Source organism: Pseudomonas putida, assembly GCF_004357765.1.
Classification (GTDB): Bacteria; Pseudomonadota; Gammaproteobacteria; order Pseudomonadales; family Pseudomonadaceae; genus Aquipseudomonas; species Aquipseudomonas putida_U.
Map to the genome: position 1 here is coordinate 13,818 of NZ_SMTE01000013.1, position 19,480 is coordinate 33,297.

General features: G+C 63.8%; 22 protein-coding genes and 1 pseudogene. 11 read left to right on the top strand and 12 right to left on the bottom strand.

Annotated features, from left to right (window positions below):
- Window positions 1–20 precede the first annotated feature (20 nt).
- Window positions 21–212, bottom strand: a complete 192-nt coding sequence (locus E2H86_RS19755; protein WP_133330873.1) for a PLDc N-terminal domain-containing protein — start codon at window positions 210–212, stop codon at window positions 21–23.
- A 125-nt stretch (window positions 213–337) separates the two neighbouring features.
- Here E2H86_RS19755 and E2H86_RS19760 point away from each other — a divergent pair, with 125 nt between their 5' ends.
- The gene (locus E2H86_RS19760) at window positions 338–1,276 is read left to right on the top strand and encodes a ZIP family metal transporter (protein WP_133330875.1); all 939 of its coding nucleotides are present in this window, start codon (window positions 338–340) and stop codon (window positions 1,274–1,276) included.
- A 125-nt stretch (window positions 1,277–1,401) separates the two neighbouring features.
- Here the strand turns inward: E2H86_RS19760 and E2H86_RS19765 are convergent, their stop codons facing one another.
- Window positions 1,402–1,932 (bottom strand): hypothetical protein, encoded by a 531-nt coding sequence (locus E2H86_RS19765; protein WP_133330877.1) that lies wholly within the window; start codon window positions 1,930–1,932, stop codon window positions 1,402–1,404.
- Window positions 1,933–1,992: 60 nt separating this feature from the next.
- Window positions 1,993–2,517 (bottom strand): ankyrin repeat domain-containing protein, encoded by a 525-nt coding sequence (locus tag E2H86_RS19770; protein ID WP_133330879.1) that lies wholly within the window; start codon window positions 2,515–2,517, stop codon window positions 1,993–1,995.
- A 257-nt stretch (window positions 2,518–2,774) separates the two neighbouring features.
- Between E2H86_RS19770 and E2H86_RS19775 the strand changes: the two genes are divergently transcribed.
- Window positions 2,775–3,047: a DUF3509 domain-containing protein gene (locus E2H86_RS19775; RefSeq protein ID WP_133330881.1), complete on the top strand. Its 273-nt coding sequence runs from the start codon at window positions 2,775–2,777 to the stop codon at window positions 3,045–3,047.
- A 56-nt stretch (window positions 3,048–3,103) separates the two neighbouring features.
- Here the strand turns inward: E2H86_RS19775 and E2H86_RS19780 are convergent, their stop codons facing one another.
- The 3 genes from E2H86_RS19780 to aroC form a co-directional block, all read right to left on the bottom strand.
- Window positions 3,104–3,640: an oxidase gene (locus tag E2H86_RS19780; protein ID WP_133330883.1), complete on the bottom strand. Its 537-nt coding sequence runs from the start codon at window positions 3,638–3,640 to the stop codon at window positions 3,104–3,106.
- Window positions 3,640–4,794 (bottom strand): MFS transporter, encoded by a 1,155-nt coding sequence (locus E2H86_RS19785; protein WP_133331138.1) that lies wholly within the window; start codon window positions 4,792–4,794, stop codon window positions 3,640–3,642. Before E2H86_RS19785 ends, E2H86_RS19780 begins: the two co-directional genes overlap by 1 nt.
- Window positions 4,795–4,889: 95 nt before the next feature.
- On the bottom strand, window positions 4,890–5,981 hold the full coding sequence (gene aroC, locus E2H86_RS19790) for a chorismate synthase (protein WP_133330885.1): 1,092 nt from the start codon (window positions 5,979–5,981) through the stop codon (window positions 4,890–4,892).
- 144 nt (window positions 5,982–6,125) lie between these two features.
- Here aroC and E2H86_RS19795 point away from each other — a divergent pair, with 144 nt between their 5' ends.
- Together E2H86_RS19795 and E2H86_RS19800 are read left to right on the top strand one after the other, a co-directional pair.
- Window positions 6,126–7,088 carry an alpha/beta hydrolase gene (locus E2H86_RS19795; protein ID WP_133330887.1) on the top strand — a complete coding sequence of 321 codons (963 nt, stop codon included), beginning with the start codon at window positions 6,126–6,128 and terminating at the stop codon, window positions 7,086–7,088.
- A gap of 192 nt (window positions 7,089–7,280) precedes the next feature.
- Window positions 7,281–8,069 (top strand): hypothetical protein, encoded by a 789-nt coding sequence (locus E2H86_RS19800; protein WP_133330889.1) that lies wholly within the window; start codon window positions 7,281–7,283, stop codon window positions 8,067–8,069.
- An 89-nt stretch (window positions 8,070–8,158) separates the two neighbouring features.
- Here the strand turns inward: E2H86_RS19800 and prmB are convergent, their stop codons facing one another.
- A complete protein-coding gene (gene prmB, locus E2H86_RS19805; protein WP_133330891.1) occupies window positions 8,159–9,067 on the bottom strand; it encodes a 50S ribosomal protein L3 N(5)-glutamine methyltransferase in 909 nt (302 codons plus the stop codon).
- A 181-nt stretch (window positions 9,068–9,248) separates the two neighbouring features.
- Here prmB and E2H86_RS19810 point away from each other — a divergent pair, with 181 nt between their 5' ends.
- The 5 genes from E2H86_RS19810 (at window position 9,249) to E2H86_RS19830 (ending at window position 12,031) form a co-directional block, all read left to right on the top strand.
- Window positions 9,249–9,839 carry a cysteine hydrolase family protein gene (locus E2H86_RS19810; RefSeq protein ID WP_133330893.1) on the top strand — a complete coding sequence of 197 codons (591 nt, stop codon included), beginning with the start codon at window positions 9,249–9,251 and terminating at the stop codon, window positions 9,837–9,839.
- A gap of 79 nt (window positions 9,840–9,918) precedes the next feature.
- On the top strand, window positions 9,919–10,239 hold the full coding sequence (locus tag E2H86_RS19815) for a hypothetical protein (protein WP_133330895.1): 321 nt from the start codon (window positions 9,919–9,921) through the stop codon (window positions 10,237–10,239).
- 187 nt (window positions 10,240–10,426) lie between these two features.
- The gene (locus E2H86_RS19820) at window positions 10,427–10,987 is read left to right on the top strand and encodes a Smr/MutS family protein (protein ID WP_133330897.1); all 561 of its coding nucleotides are present in this window, start codon (window positions 10,427–10,429) and stop codon (window positions 10,985–10,987) included.
- A gap of 70 nt (window positions 10,988–11,057) precedes the next feature.
- Window positions 11,058–11,603: a GTP cyclohydrolase I FolE gene (gene folE / locus E2H86_RS19825; RefSeq protein WP_133330899.1), complete on the top strand. Its 546-nt coding sequence runs from the start codon at window positions 11,058–11,060 to the stop codon at window positions 11,601–11,603.
- 62 nt (window positions 11,604–11,665) lie between these two features.
- Window positions 11,666–12,031, top strand: a complete 366-nt coding sequence (locus tag E2H86_RS19830) for a glutaredoxin family protein (protein ID WP_133330901.1) — start codon at window positions 11,666–11,668, stop codon at window positions 12,029–12,031.
- 58 nt (window positions 12,032–12,089) lie between these two features.
- Here E2H86_RS19830 and E2H86_RS19835 read toward each other — a convergent pair whose 3' ends face one another.
- Entirely contained in the window at window positions 12,090–12,692 is a 603-nt protein-coding gene (locus E2H86_RS19835) for a glutathione S-transferase family protein (protein WP_133330903.1), read from the bottom strand.
- Window positions 12,693–12,834: 142 nt separating this feature from the next.
- Between E2H86_RS19835 and E2H86_RS19840 the strand changes: the two genes are divergently transcribed.
- Window positions 12,835–14,025, top strand: a complete 1,191-nt coding sequence (locus tag E2H86_RS19840; RefSeq protein ID WP_133330905.1) for a benzoate/H(+) symporter BenE family transporter — start codon at window positions 12,835–12,837, stop codon at window positions 14,023–14,025.
- A 45-nt stretch (window positions 14,026–14,070) separates the two neighbouring features.
- Here the strand turns inward: E2H86_RS19840 and E2H86_RS26875 are convergent, their stop codons facing one another.
- Together E2H86_RS26875 and E2H86_RS26880 are read right to left on the bottom strand one after the other, a co-directional pair.
- Window positions 14,071–14,952, bottom strand: coding sequence for a methyl-accepting chemotaxis protein (locus E2H86_RS26875; protein WP_427592411.1), 882 nt, complete (start codon window positions 14,950–14,952; stop codon window positions 14,071–14,073).
- A 39-nt stretch (window positions 14,953–14,991) separates the two neighbouring features.
- A pseudogene (locus tag E2H86_RS26880) lies at window positions 14,992–16,011 on the bottom strand (methyl-accepting chemotaxis protein); the annotation flags it as partial.
- A 336-nt stretch (window positions 16,012–16,347) separates the two neighbouring features.
- Here E2H86_RS26880 and E2H86_RS19850 point away from each other — a divergent pair.
- Entirely contained in the window at window positions 16,348–17,349 is a 1,002-nt protein-coding gene (locus tag E2H86_RS19850; protein ID WP_133330909.1) for an NADP-dependent oxidoreductase, read from the top strand.
- 137 nt (window positions 17,350–17,486) lie between these two features.
- On the opposite strand, the gene E2H86_RS19855 is transcribed toward E2H86_RS19850, so the two are convergent.
- Window positions 17,487–18,428: a hypothetical protein gene (locus tag E2H86_RS19855; RefSeq protein ID WP_133330911.1), complete on the bottom strand. Its 942-nt coding sequence runs from the start codon at window positions 18,426–18,428 to the stop codon at window positions 17,487–17,489.
- A gap of 54 nt (window positions 18,429–18,482) precedes the next feature.
- Window positions 18,483–19,283: a lipopolysaccharide biosynthesis protein gene (locus E2H86_RS19860; protein ID WP_133330913.1), complete on the bottom strand. Its 801-nt coding sequence runs from the start codon at window positions 19,281–19,283 to the stop codon at window positions 18,483–18,485.
- Window positions 19,284–19,480 lie beyond the last annotated feature (197 nt).

Genomic DNA, 19,480 nt, shown 5'->3' on the forward strand with positions numbered 1-19,480 from the left:
CTCAGGCAGGGCGGACGCGCTCAGATGCGCACGTCGCCCCGCGGCCCGGCGATGGCCCAGATGACCAGGCCGATGACCGGCAACAAGGCGATCAGCAGGATCCACAGCACCTTGACGCCGATCTCCCGCGGGCTTTTGATCACATTGAGGATCGCCCAGATATCCAGAGCCAGGATGATCAGGCCGACCAGGCCGTTGAAGGTGGACCCCATGAGCATGCTCCCTTGCACGTGCTTTGCTGGACAGCATAGCCCTATCGAGGCGATAGAAGGGAATCCTTGGCCGTTTCGACCGGTCAGTGGATAGACTGCTGCAAAGACCAGAGATAGAGGTGCCCATGCCCCCAGCCAACAGCCCCGCCGCCGAACCCGACAACCTGATCAGTGCCTGGCGCCAGCAAGCCATCGATTCGCCTTGGCTCAGCGCCGGACTGGGCGCCAGCCTGCTGGTGGTGCTGGCATTGCTGGCCATCAGCGTGTGGAACGCGGTGCACGGCGAGCATTCGCAGAACCTGCACCTGGCCGCCCTGGGTGGGCTGTCGGGCTTTGCCGCCACCGCCCTGGGCGCGGTGCTGGCGGTGGTGCTGCGCGACGTCAGTGCGCGTAGCCAGGATGTGATGCTGGGCTTTGCCGCCGGCATGATGCTCGCCGCCAGCTCGTTCTCGTTGATTCTGCCGGGGCTCGATGCCGCCCGTGAGATCACCGGCAGCGGCCCCGCCGCAGCCTTTACCGTGGTGCTGGGCATGGGCCTGGGCGTGTTGCTGATGCTGGGGCTTGACCGCTTCACCCCGCATGAACACGAAAGCGTCGGCGCGTGCGGGCCGCATTCGGACCGGATCAGCCGGGTATGGTTGTTCGTGCTGGCGATTACCCTGCATAACCTGCCTGAAGGTATGGCGATCGGCGTGAGCTTCACCAACGGCGACATGAACATCGGCCTGCCGCTGACCAGCGCCATCGCCATCCAGGACATTCCGGAGGGCCTCGCGGTGGCCATGGCGCTGCGGGCCACGGGCCTGTCGAACCTGAGAGCGGCATTGGTGGCCATCGGCTCGGGCCTGATGGAGCCGCTGGGTGCGGTGATCGGGCTGGGGATCTCGACCGGCTTCGCCCTCGCCTACCCGGTCAGCATGGGGCTGGCGGCGGGGGCGATGATCTTCGTGGTGTCCCACGAGGTGATCCCAGAAACCCACCGCAACGGGCACCAGACCTCGGCTACCCTGGGATTGATGGGTGGGTTTGCGGTGATGATGTTTCTGGATACGGCGTTGGGCTGAGGGTTTCCATCGCCTGGGCTGGCCTCTTCGCGGGACAAGCCCGCTCCCACAGGGACCGCACTGTATTCGAAATTGGGGTAATCCTGTGGGAGCGGGCTCGTCCCGCGAAGAGGCCAGCGTAGATATCAGACGTGCACCGCGACCTTCAACGCCTCAAGCGCCGGCTCCACCTTGATCCCCAGCTCGCCCCCCAGCTCCAGCACCCGCGCCAGGTCCTGCTGGCCAACCATCACCATCTGCAACTCGTCATCGAGCAACTGGCTGAAATTGAGCAGCACATAGCCTCCGGCCTCCTTGTTCAACGCGCCCATCTGCACCTGGATGCGGTTGAGTGCGGTCAGTGGCTCGGTGCGTGCCAGTTGCTTGGGCTTGAGGGTGAACGGCACGCTCTGGTCGAACGAGTCGCTGATCTGCTGGAACAACGCCTGGTAACTGTCGGCCTGGAACACCACGGTATCCGGCAGGCTGCCGAGCACCACCCATTCACCCAGGGGAATGGGGAAACTGTCGTCGTAATTGATATCCGGGTTGGCGGCCAGGAAAGCGGCAGGGTCGGCGTAGGCCTGGGCGGCCTCGTCGGCGATGCGCTCGATGTCTTGCTCGCGCATGCAGCCGGCGCCAATGAGGCTGATGAATTCGAGCAACTGGTTTTTCATGAAAGGGGGCCTGCGACGGGTGAAAAGTCGCCAAGGATAGCCGCAAACGCCCCCTGGCGGTTAGCCGGCCAGCATTTGCAGGCGCGCTGCAGCGTCCACCGCGCCCATGGTATGGGCCGCCATCAGCGCGCTGGCGCCACGGGCGTCCTGACGTGTCGGGTCAGCACCCTGAGCCAGCAGGTAGTCGAGGATCTCGCAGCGGTTGAACATCGCCGCCAGCATCAACGCAGTACGTCCGTCCTGCGCCGTGGCATCCACCGGCACGCCATTTTCGATCAGCAACTGGATCATCTCCAGGTCGCCCTTGAACGCCGCTCCGGCAATCGGCAGCTGGCCGTTGTCGTTGGCGATCAGCGGATCGGCGCCATGGGCCAGCAGAACCCGTACCGCAGCGTGGTGACCGTGGTAGCTGGCAAGCATCAGCAGGGTATCGCCCTTGTGATTACGCAGGTTCGCTGGCAGGCCGTTGGCCAGCAGACGTTCGAGCATCTCGGCGTCGCCCTGGCGGGCGCGGTCGAAGACCTGTTCGGCGAAAGCAGCCGCTTCATCCTGGCTCATCTGGGTAGGCGTGGGTTGTGCGGACATCGGAACCTCCTGGCGTCAAAGATTGCCCAAGTGTTCGTCAGGCAAGTGCGCAGGGTCAAAGGTTCAGAATCTATGGAGCCAATAGTTTCGTGCAAATTGCACTGTGCAAAATGCACGACCTTGCAGGCTGCACGAAAGCCATTCTGGAAAATAAAGCTAAGTCGCTGATTTTAAAGGATTTATCAGACCAACTAGATCTGGCACGGTCACTGCAATCATCAACTCACGTCTGCAAACACATTCAGTCAGGAGTTGATATGGACCTCATCCAGGAAAAATTCGTCTCGGTGTTCCCCGCCTACCAGGTTGCCACCCAGGCGCGCCCCGATGGTGGCGTACTGCTGACCCTTCGCGCTGCCGACGGTAAAGTGACCCGCCGCGTGCTCACCTATGGGCAACTGCACAGCGCCGAGCAACTGTCCTGGGCGATCAGCGCGATCCGCCGCGATCTCGCGGAGCAAGCCAGCGAGCTGCCGGTGATTTCGATGCTGCAGAGCCAGCAGCGCTTTGCCCTGCCGACCTATCGTTGAGGTTGTCTGCTCCGGCCTCTTCGCGGCGGTTCGCCGCGAAAGGGCCGGCACAGGCGTTAGAGCTCGTCGATCCCCAGAAATTCCCTGGCGCCCGCATCTCCGGTAAACACCGCCTGCGCGCCCTGCTCATCGGCAAACACCCGCAACGCCAGGCAAAACGGATTATCCCCCAGCTCCACCCAGCGCCGCGTCCCAGCCGGGACCACCAGTCGATCGCCCTTCTCGCAAAGCACCGCGAACACCTGCTCGCCCAAGCGCAGCCCGACCTGTGCCCGCCCACCGACCACCGCGAACACCTCCTCGGCACCTTGCACATGCTCATCGCGCAGATCCACCTGCGCCGGGTCCGCTCCGTCACGGTTGACCAGCTGGAACGCGCGGCTGCCGTGCGCCGTCATCAACTGATCCAGGTATTCACGGCAGGCGGCCAGGGCATCTTCCGCACTGCCACCTGGCCGTACGCGCAGCTCCAGCGGGCCATGGGAAAAGCCAACCCCATGCTCGGCCAGGGTCGCGGCGATGTCGTCGTGATGGGTCAGCACCTTGTGCGGCGAGGCGGGGCTTGCAGGGTGGAAAACGCAGAGGATGCTCATCAGGGGCTTGTCCTGGTCGATGGCGAACGGAAGGCAATGATAACGGCTGCGGCCAGGGCTGCGGCGCTGGCCATACCAAAGGTGAAGGCGGGGCCCAGCAGGTTCCAGCTGTAGCCCGAATACAGCGCGCCCAGGGCGCCCCCGGTACCCGACAGCGCCGCATACAGGGCCTGGCCCTGGCCTTGCTGGCGGGCGCCGAAGCTGGCCTGGACGAAGGCGATGGCGCCAGCGTGGAAGCAGCCGAAGGTGGCGGCGTGCAGCACCTGGGCAACGATCAGTACGGCAGGCTGGTCAGCCAGATTGCCCAGCAGCAGCCAGCGAATTGCGGCCAGCAGGAAACTCAGCAACAGCACCCGCTGCACCGAAAAGCGCGCGAACACGCGGCTCATGAACATGAACATCAACACCTCGGCCACCACGCCGAGCGCCCACAGCAGGCCGATCTCGCCACGACTGTAGCCCAGGTGCTCGAGGTGCAGGGTGAGGAAGGTGTAGTAAGGGCCATGGCTCAGTTGCATCAGCGCCACGCAGGCGTAGAACGCCAATACCCCGGGGGCCCGCAACTGGCCCAGGAAACCGCCGGCGGCGGTGCGCTCGCCCTGCTCCGAGGGCTGGGCATTGGGTACCCACAGGCTGGCGGCGAAGATGCCGGTCATGATCACCAGAATGGCCACCGGGTAGATGTCCAGGCTCAGCCACTCGAACAGCCGCCCCAGGCCGACCACGGTGAGGATGAAGCCGATCGAGCCCCACAGGCGCACCTGGCTGTAGCGCGAGGTCTGACCGTGCAGGTGGGCCAGGGTAATGACCTCGAACTGCGGCAACACCGCGTGCCAGAAGAACGCGTGCAGGGCCATCACCAGCGCCAGCCAGGCGTAGCTCTTACCGAGGAAGATCAGCGCGAACGCGGCCAGGGTCGAAAGCGCCCCCAGGCGCACGATGAGCAGGCGCTGGCCGCTGCGATCACCCAGCCAGCCCCACAGGTTGGGAGCGATGCAGCGCATCAGCATGGGAATGGCCACCAGCTCGCCGATGCGCGCCGGAGGGAAGCCCAGGTGGTCGAAGTACAAGGCCAGGAACGGCGCGGTGGAACCGAGCAGGGCGAAGTAGAAGAGGTAGAAGCTGGACAGGCGCCAGTAGGGGATCGGGGGCATGGGCAGTGGGCCGGTAATGATGTTGCCTGTGCTGGCCTGTTCGCGGCGGTTCGGCGCGAACAGGCCGGTACAGGCAACCAGGGGCATCTGTCGATTCAGAGCTGCCCGAGCACCGGGGTCGACACCTTCACCTCGGCGTTCTGCGCCCGGTGGCGCAACAGATGGTCCATCAGCGCGATGGCCATCATCGCCTCGGCGATCGGCGTGGCACGGATGCCCACGCAGGGGTCGTGGCGACCCTTGGTGATGACATCGACCGGATTGCCATCGACATCGATCGAACGGCCCGGGGTGGTGATGCTGGACGTCGGCTTGAGCGCCAGATGGGCGACGATCGGCTGACCCGAAGAGATGCCACCGAGGATGCCGCCGGCGTTGTTGCTGAGGAAGCCTTCCGGGGTCAGCTCGTCACGGTGCTCGGTGCCGCGCTGGGCAACGCTGGCAAAACCGGCGCCGATCTCCACGCCCTTGACCGCATTGATGCTCATCAGCGCATGGGCCAGCTCTGCATCCAGACGGTCGAAGATCGGCTCGCCGAGGCCTGGCATCACGCCTTCGGCGACCACGGTGATCTTCGCCCCGACCGAGTCCTGGTCGCGGCGCAGTTGATCCATGTAGGCTTCGAGCTCCGGCACCTTGTCCGGGTCAGGACTGAAGAAAGCGTTCTGTTCGACCGAGTCCCAGGTCTTGAAGGGGATTTCGATCGGGCCGAGCTGGCTCATGTAGCCGCGCACGCGGATGCCCTGGGTGGCCAGGTATTTCTTGGCGATGGCACCGGCGGCGACGCGCATGGCGGTTTCGCGGGCCGAACTGCGGCCACCGCCGCGGTAGTCGCGGATGCCGTATTTGTGGTGGTAGGTGTAGTCGGCGTGGGCCGGGCGGAACAGGTCCTTGATCGCCGAGTAGTCCTTGGATTTCTGGTCGGTGTTGCGGATCAGCAGACCGATCGAGCAACCGGTGGTGCGGCCTTCGAACACGCCGGACAGAATCTCGACCTCGTCGGGCTCCTGGCGCTGGGTGGTGTGACGGCTGGTGCCCGGCTTGCGGCGGTCGAGATCGTGTTGCAGGTCGGCCAGGGACAGTTCCAGACCCGGCGGACACCCATCGACAATGGCGACCAACGCCGGGCCATGGCTTTCGCCTGCGGTGGTGACAGTGAACAGCTTGCCGTAGGTATTGCCGGACATGGACGCTCCGCGAGTCTGAACGAAAGCGGCAGTATACGCGGCTGGCCAGGAGATTTGCAGCGCCACACCCCACAACACCGACCAAGCCCTCAGAACCTTCACCCAAACCCCCTGTCAAACGCTCATCTCCCCATGTAGTACCCCATGATGTCGCGCCTCGTCGCTCTCCTGCTCCTGCTCTGCACCGGTCTGGCCCAGGCCGCCGCCCCCACCGTGCTGCACCGCCCCATCGACCTGGACACCGGCCAGGGCGTGCTGCATGGCAGCCTGCTGCTGCCGCAGCAAGCGACGCCACCACCGGTGGTGCTGATCATCGCTGGCTCCGGCCCGACCGACCGCAATGGCAACAACCCTGGCGCCGGGCGGGTCGACAACCTCAAGCGTCTGGCCTTGTTGCTGGCCGATGCGCACATCGCCAGCGTGCGCTACGACAAACGCGGCGTGGCCGCCAGTCAGCCGGCCACGCCCGACGAACGAAACCTCAGCGTCGAGCGCTATGTGGCCGACGTGGTCGCCTGGAGCCGCAAGCTCAAGGCCGACCCACGCTTCGGTCCGCTGATCCTGATCGGCCACAGCGAAGGCGCCCTGATCGCTACCCTGGCGGCTGAACAGGCCGGCGCCAGCGCGGTGATCACCCTGGCCGGCAGCGGTCGGCCGATGGCCGACGTGGTCCGCGAGCAACTGGCCGAACGCCTGCCGCCGGCGCAGTTGGCCAAGGGCAGCGCCCTGCTCGACCGCCTGCAGGCCGGGCAGACCAGCCTGGACGTGCCGGCACCGCTGCGCCAGGTGTTTCGCCCCAGCGTCCAGCCCTACCTGATCTCGTTGTTCCGGCAGAACCCGGCGCAGGCCTTCGCTCGTCTGCCGATGCCCGCGCTGATCATCCAGGGCCGCAACGACGTGCAAGTGGACGTGGCCGATGCCGAGCGCCTGAAGGCCGCCAAGCCCGATGCCCAGTTGGTGCTGATCGACGGCATGAACCACATGCTGCGCATCAGTCCCAAGGACATGAGCCAGCAGCGCGAAAGCTATTTCAATCCAGAGCTGCCACTGGCCCGGGAACTGGGCGAACGGGTGGTCGGGTTCATTCACGGCTTACCGGCAACTTGAGCTCAAACTTCAGTCAAGGCTGCCGATAAGGCAGGTATCGGCGGTGATTGGGGCCGCTTGCGGCCCATTCGCGGGGCAAGCCCGCTCCCACAGGCGCAATGCATAACCTGTCCTGTGGGAGCGGGCTTGCCCCGCGAATGGGCTGCACCGCAGCCCCTGTCGGCGCCCGCCCGTATCTGAGGAAACGCCCTGATGACCGAAGCCCCCGCCGCCGTAGAGCCGGCCGAAGAGCCGCAAACCCCGGACAGTGCCCCGCTGCCCTGGGACGATCTGACCGCCGAACACTTCCAACTGCTGCGTCTGGCGCCCTTGCCCACCGACCGCAACAGCGGCGCACGGCCCTTGCGCTTCGTGCAGTTCGGGTATGCCGAGCGCAACGACAAGGCCCACAGCCTGCTGCGCATGGAAGTTCGCCTGCCCGGGCAGAAGACCCGCAAGGAACAGAACCAGCTCGACATACGCGTCGATCATGCCGAGCACCGCGTGTACATCGGCAGCGACAGCGGCCTGCAGCTGGAACCGCTCAACCGCGGCCTGGGCCGCTACATGCTGGCGCAAGCCGTGCACTGGCTGCAGCGCCGCTGGCCGCACTATCAGGTCGAGGGCATGGCGCTGCCAAGCAAGGACGCGCTGAACGAAGACTCACGCCTGCGCCGCGACCAGTTCCTGCGGGCGACCGGTATCGAGGTGGAATATGCCGACCCGCAGCACCTCAAGGGGCGCACGGTGGAGGCCACGGTCGGCCAGCTCAAGGGCGGCTGGAACAGCGAGAAAGTGCAGCGGCTGGACCTGCTCGATGCAGCGAACATGCTGCAGCAGGCGGACCAACAACTGATGGAGAAAGAAGCGCAACTGCGCGAGCGGGACGAACGGGTGGCCAAGTATCAGCGCGAGGATACCGGTTTGCGATTCACCATCACCTGCCTGATCGCGTTCGTGTTGTTCCAGGTCGGGTTGTTCGTGTGGGTGGCGTTGCGGTAGGTCTGACGGCGCAGTTGTTGCGCCTGGGAGAACGAGCGCAGCGCGGGCGGCGCTCGATCTCCCAGGCGCTCGATATCTGAACGCGACGATCAAACCCGCGCCTTGAACAACTCTTGATGCTGGCGACACTGCTCGGCAGTCAGCATGAACACCCCATGCCCGCCCCGCTCGAACTCCAGCCAGGCAAAATCCACCTCCGGATACAGCGCCTCGACGTGAACCTGGCTGTTGCCCACCTCGACGATCATCAAGCCCTTCTCGGTCAGGTGATCGGCCGCCTCGGCGAGCATCCGTCGCACCAGGTCCAGGCCATCGTTGCCACAGGCCAGGCCCAGTTCCGGCTCGTGATGATACTCGGCCGGCATGTCGCCAAAGTCCTCGGCATCGACATACGGCGGATTCGACAGGATCAGGTCGAAGCGCTGGCCCGGCAGCCCGGCGAAACCGTCGCCCTGCACGGTGTACACGCGCTCTTCCAGGCCATGGCGTTCGATGTTCTGGTTGGCCACCTCGAGGGCTTGGAACGACAGGTCGGCCAACACCACCTCGGCCTCGGGGAAGACGTCGGCGGCGACGATACCGATGCAGCCGGAGCCGGTGCACAGGTCGAGAATGCGCGCCGGCTCGTTGGCCAGCCACGGCTCGAAGCGTTTCTCGATCAACTCGCCAATGGGCGAACGCGGCACCAGCACGCGCTCGTCGACCACGAACGACATACCGCAGAACCACGCCTCGCCCAGCAGGTAGGCGGTCGGCACGCGTTCTTCGATACGGCGCTTGAGCAGGTGTTGCAGGCGCACTCGCTCATCGTCCTCGAGTGCGCAGTCCAGGTAACTGTCGGCCACCTCCCAGGGCAGATGCACGGCGCCCAGGACCAGCAGGCGAGCTTCGTCCCAGGCATTGTCGGCACCGTGGCCGAAGAACAGATCGTGCTCGTGGAAGCGGCTGACTGCCCAGCGGATGTGGTCGCGCAGCGTGCGCAGACGGGATGTGATCACGGGGTACTCCTCTTTACAGACCGTACAAAAGTCTAACAGCCCCACCCGCACAAATGTTCCCCGCGATTCCCTGATACATAGCCACAGGCCAGTAACCACGCCAGTTTTGATGTCAACCATTCCCATTGGCCTCAAGGCAGGGGACAATAGCGCTACAAAAGCCCTATCCAAGGAGCCCTTGATGTCCGTTCCAACCACGATGTTCCGCCTCACTGGCCGCGACTATCCGCCGGCCAAGCTGAGCCAAGCCAGCCTGATCATCATCGATGCGCAGAAGGAGTACCTGAGCGGTCCTCTGCAACTGTCGGGCATGGACGAGGCCGTGGCCAACATCGCCCGGTTGCTCGAGGCCGCTCGCAAGGCGGGCCGCCCGATCATCCATGTTCGCCACCTCGGCACGGTCGGTGGGCGCTTCGACCCGCAGGGTCCTGCAGGGGAGTTCATCCCTGGCCTGGAGCCGCACAGCGGCGAGATCGTCATCGAAAAACGCATGCCCAATGCATTCAAGAACACCCAGTTGCACGAGACGCTGCAGGGGCTCGGGCATCTGGACCTGATCGTCTGCGGTTTCATGAGCCATTCCAGCGTGAGCACCACCGTGCGCCGCGCCAAGGACTATGGTTATCGCTGTACCCTGGTGGAAGACGCCTCGGCGACTCGCGACCTGGCATTCAAGGATAGGGTGATCCCGGCCGCGCAGATCCACCAAGGTGAAATGGCCGTGATGGCCGACAACTTCGCCTGCGTCGCCCCCACCGCCAGTTTGATCTGAGCGCATACCGCCCGGCAGCCGGGCGGAACCGGAGAGCCCGCGCCAGGTCGAATTCCTGATGTCCAGAGAGGAAATCGGAATGAAGATCAAAGGCAGTTTCGACGCCAAGCGCCTGCGCCCGCGTGAACCGCGCAACTGGGGTGCACGCCTGGCGGCCGGCCTGTCCGCCCTGCTGGCAACGCTGGGCGTGCTGCTGGCCATGGCCGGCGTGTCTGGCCTGTTGGGCAACTACGAAGCCCTGGCCGACCTCAATGCCAACCGGCCGATGGCCGCGGTGGTGGCCGTGGTGGGCTTGCTGTTGCTGTACCTGGGTGTGCGCTTCTGGCGCCGGAGCCGCATCCGCCTGCGCCGCGGGCGCGAGCTGAATCTGTCGCCGCATTTGATGAAGAAGCATGATTGAGGGGGTGTGGGCCTGGCGTGGTTTTTGGGGTGGTGCGGATATCGAGCGCCGCCCGCGCGGCGCTCGATATCCGCACCACCACTCACCTCAAGACCTACCCCCGCCAACACCGCGCCCCTCAAATCCCATCCACCCGCTGACGCCACAAGGCCATTAGCGTAAACTACGCCGCCCTAGCGGAGGCATCATGCAAGACGACGACTTTTCCCTCTTCCACGCCGAAGTGCGCGGCGTCAAGCCGATCAAGCACGACCGCGCCGATGTCGGCAAGCCCAAGGCTGACCGCAAGCAGCTCGCCGGCCTGCGCCAGGCGGCGACGGTGCGCAGCGACCAGACGCTGGTGATCGACGGCCTGTCCGACCAGTTCGTGATCGACGTGGGCGCCGAGGATGAGTTGATGTGGCGCCGTGACGGCGTACAGGAAACCCAGATACGCAAGCTCAAGCTCGGGCAGATTCCGTTCGAGGGCAGCCTCGACCTGCATGGCATGAGCGTGGAAAAAGCCCGCGAGACCTTGTGGGCGTTCATTGCCGAGGCGACCCAGCTCGAAGTACGCTGCGTGCGCGTGACCCACGGCAAGGCCGCACGCCTGGACGGCAAGCGGCCGATGATCAAGAGCCACGTCAACACGTGGCTGCGTCAGCACCCACAAGTGCTAGGGTTTACCTCGTGCCAGGCCCGCCATGGCGGCACTGGCGCGGTCTATGTGATGCTCAAGCGAACCATGATGGAAGGCCGCGACGAGTAGCGCCGCGCTTGCAGCGGCGCCATTGCCGCCGTACCCTTCTTTATTTGCGATTTTTCCCACAGGTAGATCAATGTCCCTGGAACAGAACTACACCGAGATCCTCAGCCAGATTGGCGAGGACGTCTCCCGTGAGGGCCTGCTCGACACGCCCAAGCGGGCTGCAAAGGCCATGAAGTACCTTTGCCGCGGTTACGAGCAGACGCTGGAAGAAGTCACCAACGGCGCGCTGTTCTCCTCCGACAACAGCGAGATGGTGCTGGTCCGGGACATCGAGCTTTACTCGATGTGCGAACACCACATGCTGCCGTTCATCGGCAAGGCCCACGTGGCCTACCTGCCGAAAGGCAAGGTACTGGGCCTGTCCAAGGTCGCGCGGATCGTCGACATGTTCGCCCGCCGCCTGCAGATCCAGGAAAACCTCAGCCGCCAGATCGCCGAGGCCGTGCAACAGGTCACCGGTGCCGCTGGCGTTGCCGTGGTCATCGAAGCCAAGCACATGTGCATGATGATGCGCGGTGTCGAGAAGCAGAATTCGACCATGCTCACCTCGGTGATGCTCGGCGAGTTCCGCGACAATCCTGCCACCCGCATGGAATTCCTCGGCCTGATCAAGTGATCGCCGCGTGACCCGAGCCGGCCCCCAGGGGTCGGCTTTTTCATTTCAGGAGTATGTTGCCAATGATCGTCAAAGCCCTACGGGTCGGCCTCGGCCAACTCATCGTGTTCGGCGACTGGATCAGCCGCCCGGCCAAGCGCAAGCGTGATGCCGCGGCCCAGGCACAGGTCGACCAGGCGGCCAAGGACCTGACGCTGTATCAGTTCCACGCCTGCCCGTTCTGCGTGAAGACCCGCCGTACCCTGCATCGGTTGAATGTACCGGTCGGGCTGCGGGATGCGAAGAACGACCCGGTGCACCGCCAGGCACTGCTGGAAGGCGGTGGTCGGGTGAAGGTGCCTTGCTTGCGGATCGAGGAGGAAGGCCAGGTGACCTGGATGTATGAGTCCAAGGACATCATTGCGTACCTGGACAAGCGGTTCGCGTAACCCTGATAAAATCGATCGTCTGCTTCGCGGGCAAGCCCGCGAAGAGGCCAATACAGGATTACTCCACCATCGGCACATGCCGCGGATGGCTGGCCACCCTGGCTAACCAGGCCTGCACCGCCGGGTAATCCGCCAGATCGAACCCACCTTGATGCGCCACATGGGTGTAGGCATACAACGCCACATCGGCAATCGAATACTGGTCCCCCACCAGGTACGGCGTCATCTGCAACTGCCGCTCCATCACCTTCAACGCCTTGTAGCCGCCCTTGTGCAACTTGCGGTATTCGTCCACGCGCTCGTCCGGCAGCCCCAGATAGAACTGGATGAACCGCGCTACCGCGATGTAGGGCTCATGGCTGTACTGCTCGAAGAACTGCCATTGCAGCACCTGGGTGCGCAGGCGCGGCTCGCTGGGCAGGAACTCGCTGCCTTCGGCCAGGAAATTGAGGATGGCATTGGACTCCCACAGGCAGGTACCGTCCTCCAGCTGCAACACCGGCACCTTGCCATTGGGGTTCATGGCCAGAAATTCCGGCGTTTGCGTCTCGCCCTTGAGTATGTCCACCGGCTGCCACTGACAAGGCTGACCCAACAAGGCGAGCATCAACTTGACCTTGTAGCAGTTGCCCGACTGGTAATCCCCATAAACCTTGTACATCACCCCTCCCCTCGTGCAGTTGCACAGCATTTGCCCAATAGTGGCAACTGTACGGCCAAAAGCAATACCTGCTGTATGGCAAAGATCACCTGCCCACGGGTTAGGCTGAAAAAACTGCTTACACCTCTACAAGGATTTTCCCATGACCGATGCCACCTCCGCTCGCCTGCGGCCTTTGGCAGACAGTTCCGCCTCGGCGGTGGTCGCCGGCTTCATCGCCATGCTCACCGGCTACACCAGTTCCCTGGTATTGATGTTCCAGGCCGGCCAGGCAGCAGGCCTGACCAGCGCGCAGATCTCTTCGTGGATCTGGGCGCTGTCGATCGGCATGGCGGTGTGCAGCATCGGCCTGTCCTTGCGTTACCGCACGCCGGTGACCGTGGCGTGGTCCACCCCCGGAGCGGCACTGTTGATCACCAGCCTGGGCGGGGTCAGCTACGGCGAGGCCATCGGCGCGTACATCACCTGCGCGGTGCTGGTGCTGATCTGCGGCCTGACCGGCAGTTTCGATCGCCTGGTCAAACGCATTCCAGCCTCCCTAGCCTCGGCATTGCTGGCCGGCATCCTGTTCAAGATCGGCAGCGAGATCTTCGTCGCCGCCCAGCACCGCACGGTGCTGGTACTGGGCATGTTCTTCAGCTACCTGCTGGTCAAGCGCCTGTCGCCACGTTATTGCGTGCTGGCCGCGCTGCTGGTGGGCACGGCGTTGTCGGGGGCCCTGGGCCTGCTTGACTTCAGTGGTTTCCACCTGGAGGTGGCCAAACCCGTGTGGACCACGCCGAGCTTCTCGCTGGCAGCGACCATCAGCATCGGCATACCGTTGTTCGTGGTGGCGATGACCTCGCAAAACATGCCAGGGGTGGCGGTGCTGCGGGCCGATGGCTACCAGGTCCCGGCCTCGCCGCTGATTTCCACCACTGGCCTGGCGTCGCTGCTGCTGGCGCCGTTCGGCGCGCACGGGGTCAACCTGGCGGCGATCAGTGCAGCGATCTGCACCGGCCCGCATGCCCATGAAGATCCGGCCAAGCGTTATACCGCCGCGGTCTGGTGCGGAATCTTCTACGGTGTCGCCGGCACGTTCGGCGCCACCCTCGCGGCGCTGTTCGCCGCACTGCCGAAAGAGCTGGTGCTGTCGATCGCCGCCCTGGCGCTGTTCGGCTCGATCATGAACGGGCTGAGCGTGGCCATGAGCGCGGCCAGGGAGCGTGAGGCGGCGTTGATCACCTTCATGGTGACGGCGTCGGGGTTCACACTGTTCTCGGTCGGTTCGGCGTTCTGGGGGATCGTGGCAGGGGTGCTGACCTTGCTGATTCTGAATCCGCGCCAAGCTTGACGCATCCGCACAAAGGCCAGCGCGCGTCCTGCGCGCTGGCACCGTTCACAGCCTGAAATGCCCTACCATGCCCTGCAAGTCGCTGCCCAAGCGCGCCAGTTCGACGCTGGAACGCGCATTGCCCGCCATCGCCAGCGCCGCCTGATCGGCACTGCCGCGAATATGGGTGACGCTGCGGCTGATTTCCTCGGCCACCGAGCTTTGCTGCTCCGCTGCAGCGGCAATCTGCTGGTTCATCTGCTGGATCAGCGACACCGCAGAGGCGATGCTGCCCAAGGCGCTTTCGGTCTGCAGTGCGTCAGCCACCGCCAGCCGCACCAGCTCGGTACTGCCACGGATCTGCGTCACCGATAGCTGGGCGTTGCCACGCAGGCTGGCCACCAGCTGCTCGATCTGCTCGGTGGACTGCCGGGTACGCCGAGCCAATGCCCGCACCTCATCGGCCACCACCGCGAAGCCACGCCCCTGCTCGCCCGCCCGCGCCGCCTCGATCGCCGCGTTGAGCGCCAGCAGGTTGGTCTGCTCGGCCACGCTCTTGATCACTTCCAAGACATCGCCAATGGTGTGGATCTCGGCGCTGAGGCTCTCGATACCGGCGCTGGCCGCCTCGGCAGCTTCGGCCAGTTGTTCGATACGCTGCATGCTCTGGCGCACCACCTGCTGACCGCTGTCGACCTTGTCGTCGGCGGCCTGGGCGGCCTCGGCAGCCTGCTCGGCGTTGCGCGCCACATCGTGCACGGTGGCGGTCATCTGCTGCATGGCAGTGGCCACCTGCTCGGTTTCTTCCTTCTGGCTGCCGACTTCACGGTTGGTCTGCTCGGTCACCGCCGACAACGCCTGGGCATTGTCGGCCAATTGCTCGATACCTTGCTGCAAACCACTGACGATGCCTGCCAGCCCCTGCTCCATCTGCTGCATGGCCTGCATCAACTGACCCACTTCGTCACGCCGCGGCGCATGGGGCGGGTGCACCAGCTCCCCCGCCGCGATGCGCTGGGCGCGATCGATGACGCCCTTGAGCGGCAAGACCAGTGCCCGGGTGATCAGCCAGCCGGCCACTATCCCCACCAACAAGGCAAGCCCCGCACCCAGGGCGATGGCCAGGCTGTTGCGCGAGAGCTCCGCCTGCATGGCCTGTTGCTGCCCGGCGTAGGCCTGCTCGACGCGCTGGGTGACCTGACCGGCGCGGGCCTGCAATTGCGCCTTGAGGCCCTGCTCGCGGCCCAGCAGGTCGGTGTATTCATCGAGCTTCTCGGAGAACCCGGCAATGTGCCCGGCCACCTCGCCCAGCACACTGCGGTAGCCAGGGTCCGCGACCGCCGTCTTGAGCTGGTCGACCAGATTGGCGGCATCGACCGTTTGCGCGATGCGCTCCTGGCCCTCGCTCGGCTCGCCCTTGCGGCTCTTGTCCAGGCGCACCCGGGCCTCGTCCATGGCCTGCATCATCAGCCGCGATACCTGGCCGACCTGGGCGGCCTGTTCGAGGAACTCGCTGCCCTGCTGGCCTTGGGATTGCTTGAGGGTATAGACGCCATCGTCGGCCAGACCGGCCTGGACCACATCGAGATTGCCGCCCATGCTGGTGACCGCCCAGCTGGCCGTGTCCAGCGCCAGCTCCTTGGCCTGGACCACGCCAACGAAGGCATCGAAGGCCTGGCCATAGGCGGCCAGGTCCGCTTGCACCCCGTCCAGCCCAGGCAAGCCCTGGACCCGCTCGACCAGATCCTTCAGGCCGCCACGCAAGGCCTCGGCCTGCTGGTTGTCGGAACGCAAGGCGAACGCTTGCTCATGCTCGCGCAAGCGCAGCAGGTCGGTGTTGAACTGAGACAGTTCGCGCAAGCCTTCGAAGCGCTGGGCCACACCCTGCAGCGCGGCGATGCCGATGGCTGCCACGGCCAGGGTCAACAACAACACCAGGGCAAAGCCCAAGCCGAGCTTGCGGGCCATGCCCAGGTTTGCCAACACACCGTGCCGGGTCGTGCCCATGGCGATCCCCCTTCAACTTGTCAGGCTTTGCCGAAAGGCCAAGAGTGGCAACAGCGCCCGCCAGGGACAAGGGCTTGGCGCCACGATAGTGTCAAATGAGTATCACCGTGTCGCTTTCAGCGAGATGAAGGTCGCCCTGTGTGCGGAAACAACGTCTGGGTGGCCGCAGCCTGCCAGTGGGCGACACGATTTGGCTGGGCACCTGTTCAGATGACGCTCGAGCATCATCAGGTCCGCAGTTGGGCTACCATGCTTGTCGGTGATATTAGGCACCGGCCAGCATCAACAAGGTAAATTGATCGAGTTTCCCTTGTCAGCCCTTTTCGAGGACACGCCATGACCCAGACCAACCGCCGCTTCCTGCTCAGCAAACGCCCCGTCGGCGCTGTACGCCGCGACGACTTCACCTTCGAGAACGCCCCCGTCGCCGAGCCAGCCGAGGGTCAGGTCCAGGTCCGTAACCTGTACCTGTCGCTGGACCCGGCCATGCGCGGTTGGATGAACGAAGGCAAGTCCTACATCCCACCGGTAGGACTGGGCGAGGTGATGCGTGCACTGGGCGTAGGCGAAGTCGTCGCCTCCAAGCACCCGGACTTCAAGCCAGGCGATCACGTCAACGGCCCGCTGGGTGTGCAGGACTACTTCACCGGCGCCCCCCAGGGCCTGTACAAGATCGACCCCAAGCTCGCCCCCCTGCCCCGCTATCTGTCGGCCCTGGGCATGACCGGCATGACCGCCTACTTCGCGCTGCTGGAAGTCGGCCAGCCCAAGGCCGGTGAAACCGTGGTTATTTCCGGTGCCGCCGGTGCCGTGGGCAGCATTGTCGGGCAGATCGCCAAGATCAAAGGTTGCCGTGTGGTCGGTATCGCTGGCGGGGCGGAGAAATGCCAGTACCTCAAGGATGAATTGGGCTTCGACGGCGTGATCGACTACAAGGCCGAGGATGTGCTGGCCGGGTTGAAGCGCGAGTGCCCCAAAGGGGTGGATGTGTATTTCGACAACGTGGGCGGCGAGATTCTGGATGCGGTGCTGACGCGGATCAACTTCAAGGCGCGGATCGTGATCTGCGGGGCCATCAGTCAGTACAACAACAAGGAAGCGGTCAAGGGTCCGGCCAACTATCTGGCGCTGCTGGTGAACCGGGCGCGGATGGAGGGGTTCGTGGTGATGGACCATGCCAAGGATTATGGCAAGGCGGCGCAGGAGATGGCTGGGTGGTTGGCCAGTGGGCAGGTGAAGAGCAAGGAGGATGTGGTGGAGGGCTTGGAGACCTTCCCTGAAACCTTGCTGAAGCTGTTCAGTGGCGAGAACTTTGGCAAGTTGGTGCTGAAGGTCTGACCACTTCCTCAAGCCCGACGCAGCCCCCTGTGGGAGCGGCCTTGTGCCGCGAAGGGCTGCGCAGCAGCCCCAGGTCAAATCCAGCGTATTCCTCCTGGGGCTGCTCGCAAACCTTTAAGGCCCGAGGCAGGACATGGCTACGGTGCAGCGTTCGATGCTTCCAAGAGCCGATCCATCAATCCCGTCGGACTGTGCTTGCGCAACGCATCCGGCGCAACGATCGGCGCCTTGCTGGCCAGGAACCCCTGCAGATCGCGCTCTTCATCCCCTAACACGTAGAACCGATCAGGGTGATAGAACGACGTCTCCTTGACCCGCTTGTTATCCGTAATCAACTTCTTGTCGAAAAAAGCAGCCTCCAGCGGTCTCAACGTCAGCCCGGTTTGACCTGGTTGGTTGATGTCTACCAACACATCACAGGCCTTGGCCCTGGCCAAGTTGTCTTCATACGAGAGCACCGCTCCCACGTGGTAGCGGCAAGGCGTGCGTGAGGTATCGTCCCGAACGATCAAGAAATCAAGGTCGCAGCCCTGGGCGCTCAACTCCCCAGCCAACGACTCAAGGCGCTGCGCCCGGCCCTTGTCGCGTCCGAGGAAGAAACACAGCGGTTTCTGTTGCCCACCAGCAGGTTGGGCGGGCACCTGGCGGGCATCCTCGATATCGAACGGAAAGAACTGTTCAAGGTGTTCCATACCCAGGCGCTCGCACTGAACGGGGTCGTAGCTGTAGATACGGTCGAACAACAGACGCATGCGCTCGACGAAGTCCGCATCGACCAGATCCCGCACCAACAAAACCCGCTTGCCGGGAAATCCATTGACCAAATGAACTTGCCGCCCCCGCTTGAGCTGGCCTTCGTTGCACACCAGCAGGTCGTCTGCTGTGGCCCCGTTGGCTGCGCACACCCGCTTGCCAAGCCACTTGAGCAATGGCGCTGCCCCGCCAAGTGCCCTGGCCAGGCGTACGACCCGGCGGGCGTACGAAGGGAGCTCGAACGTGCGCACGGCATGCGACTGTGCCAGACGCTCAATCATGATTTTTTCGTAGTGGGCTTTCCAACCCATGAAGTAAACCGTCACGCGGGTGGCCTCGTGGCGCCTAGAGTAGGCGCGGATACTCTGATTTATTGGGGATTAGACGTTGCTGGAGAAAATCATCGAATCCGCCTGGTCAACAGAGACCTTAGGAATGACTGACTCCGGAATTCGCGACGAAGATGACAGGTTGTAGACAGCGAAGTGCTCACCCACCACGCGGTCAGCCATGAGTTTCAGAGAGGGGAGGATGCGTCGCTCATAGGCTTCATCCAATCCACATGGCGAAACCGCTCGGCCTGCCGTTTCGTAGAAACGACCCGCCGCCTGATTAAGGTCTACCCCAACCAGGAATACTTGGTTGAAGCCGAGGTGGTGAGCAATCTGCAAAGCGACATAAGCGACGGTACGGGCGTCGAAATAGCCTTGGGAGAGGTCTTTGCTAAACCCCAGAGTTCGCGAGCGGCTATCCCAGAACGCTCGGCTGCGCACGAGCATTGGATCCGGGTTGAATGCAGCTTCGTAGAGGCTCGAGCGAGTAGCCTTGTTGAGCGGGTAGATCTCAGCATCGGTTATGGCAGGAATGCACTCGACTTCGTCTGGCCAGATGGCTAGGCGCTGGCTCAATCGCAATGCGTGGGCATACAGATCCGGTTGCTGGCGTGGAAAACCAGTGTCGGTGCAGACATAGAAATAGGGACTGATGCCTTTGTCATGAAACATCGAAATCGCGCCATTGAGCGTGATCATCGGAACATCAGCAAAACGCTGCAACGGAAAATCCTTTGCGGATGCCCCTGAAGCGACGATGAAAACTGGACCCTTCGCAATACCCCGACACGCCGAAAATTCCCTGACCCTGCTTTGCCGGGCCGGCGTTCTGATGCTGACTGCTTCCACTTGGCCTCCACCAATATCTGCGCGGGCAGTAGTATACCTGAGCTTAGTGGCACATCGCCTTTACCCAACTTTACCGACGACCTGCGAACAATCTACGCGAAACGCGGCGCGGGAGTATACAGAAACTGATCATTCTTTGTTCAATTTTTGTTGCAAGGAAATGCCGAGACTCCCATTGGTCAGTCGTGTGGAGGCGA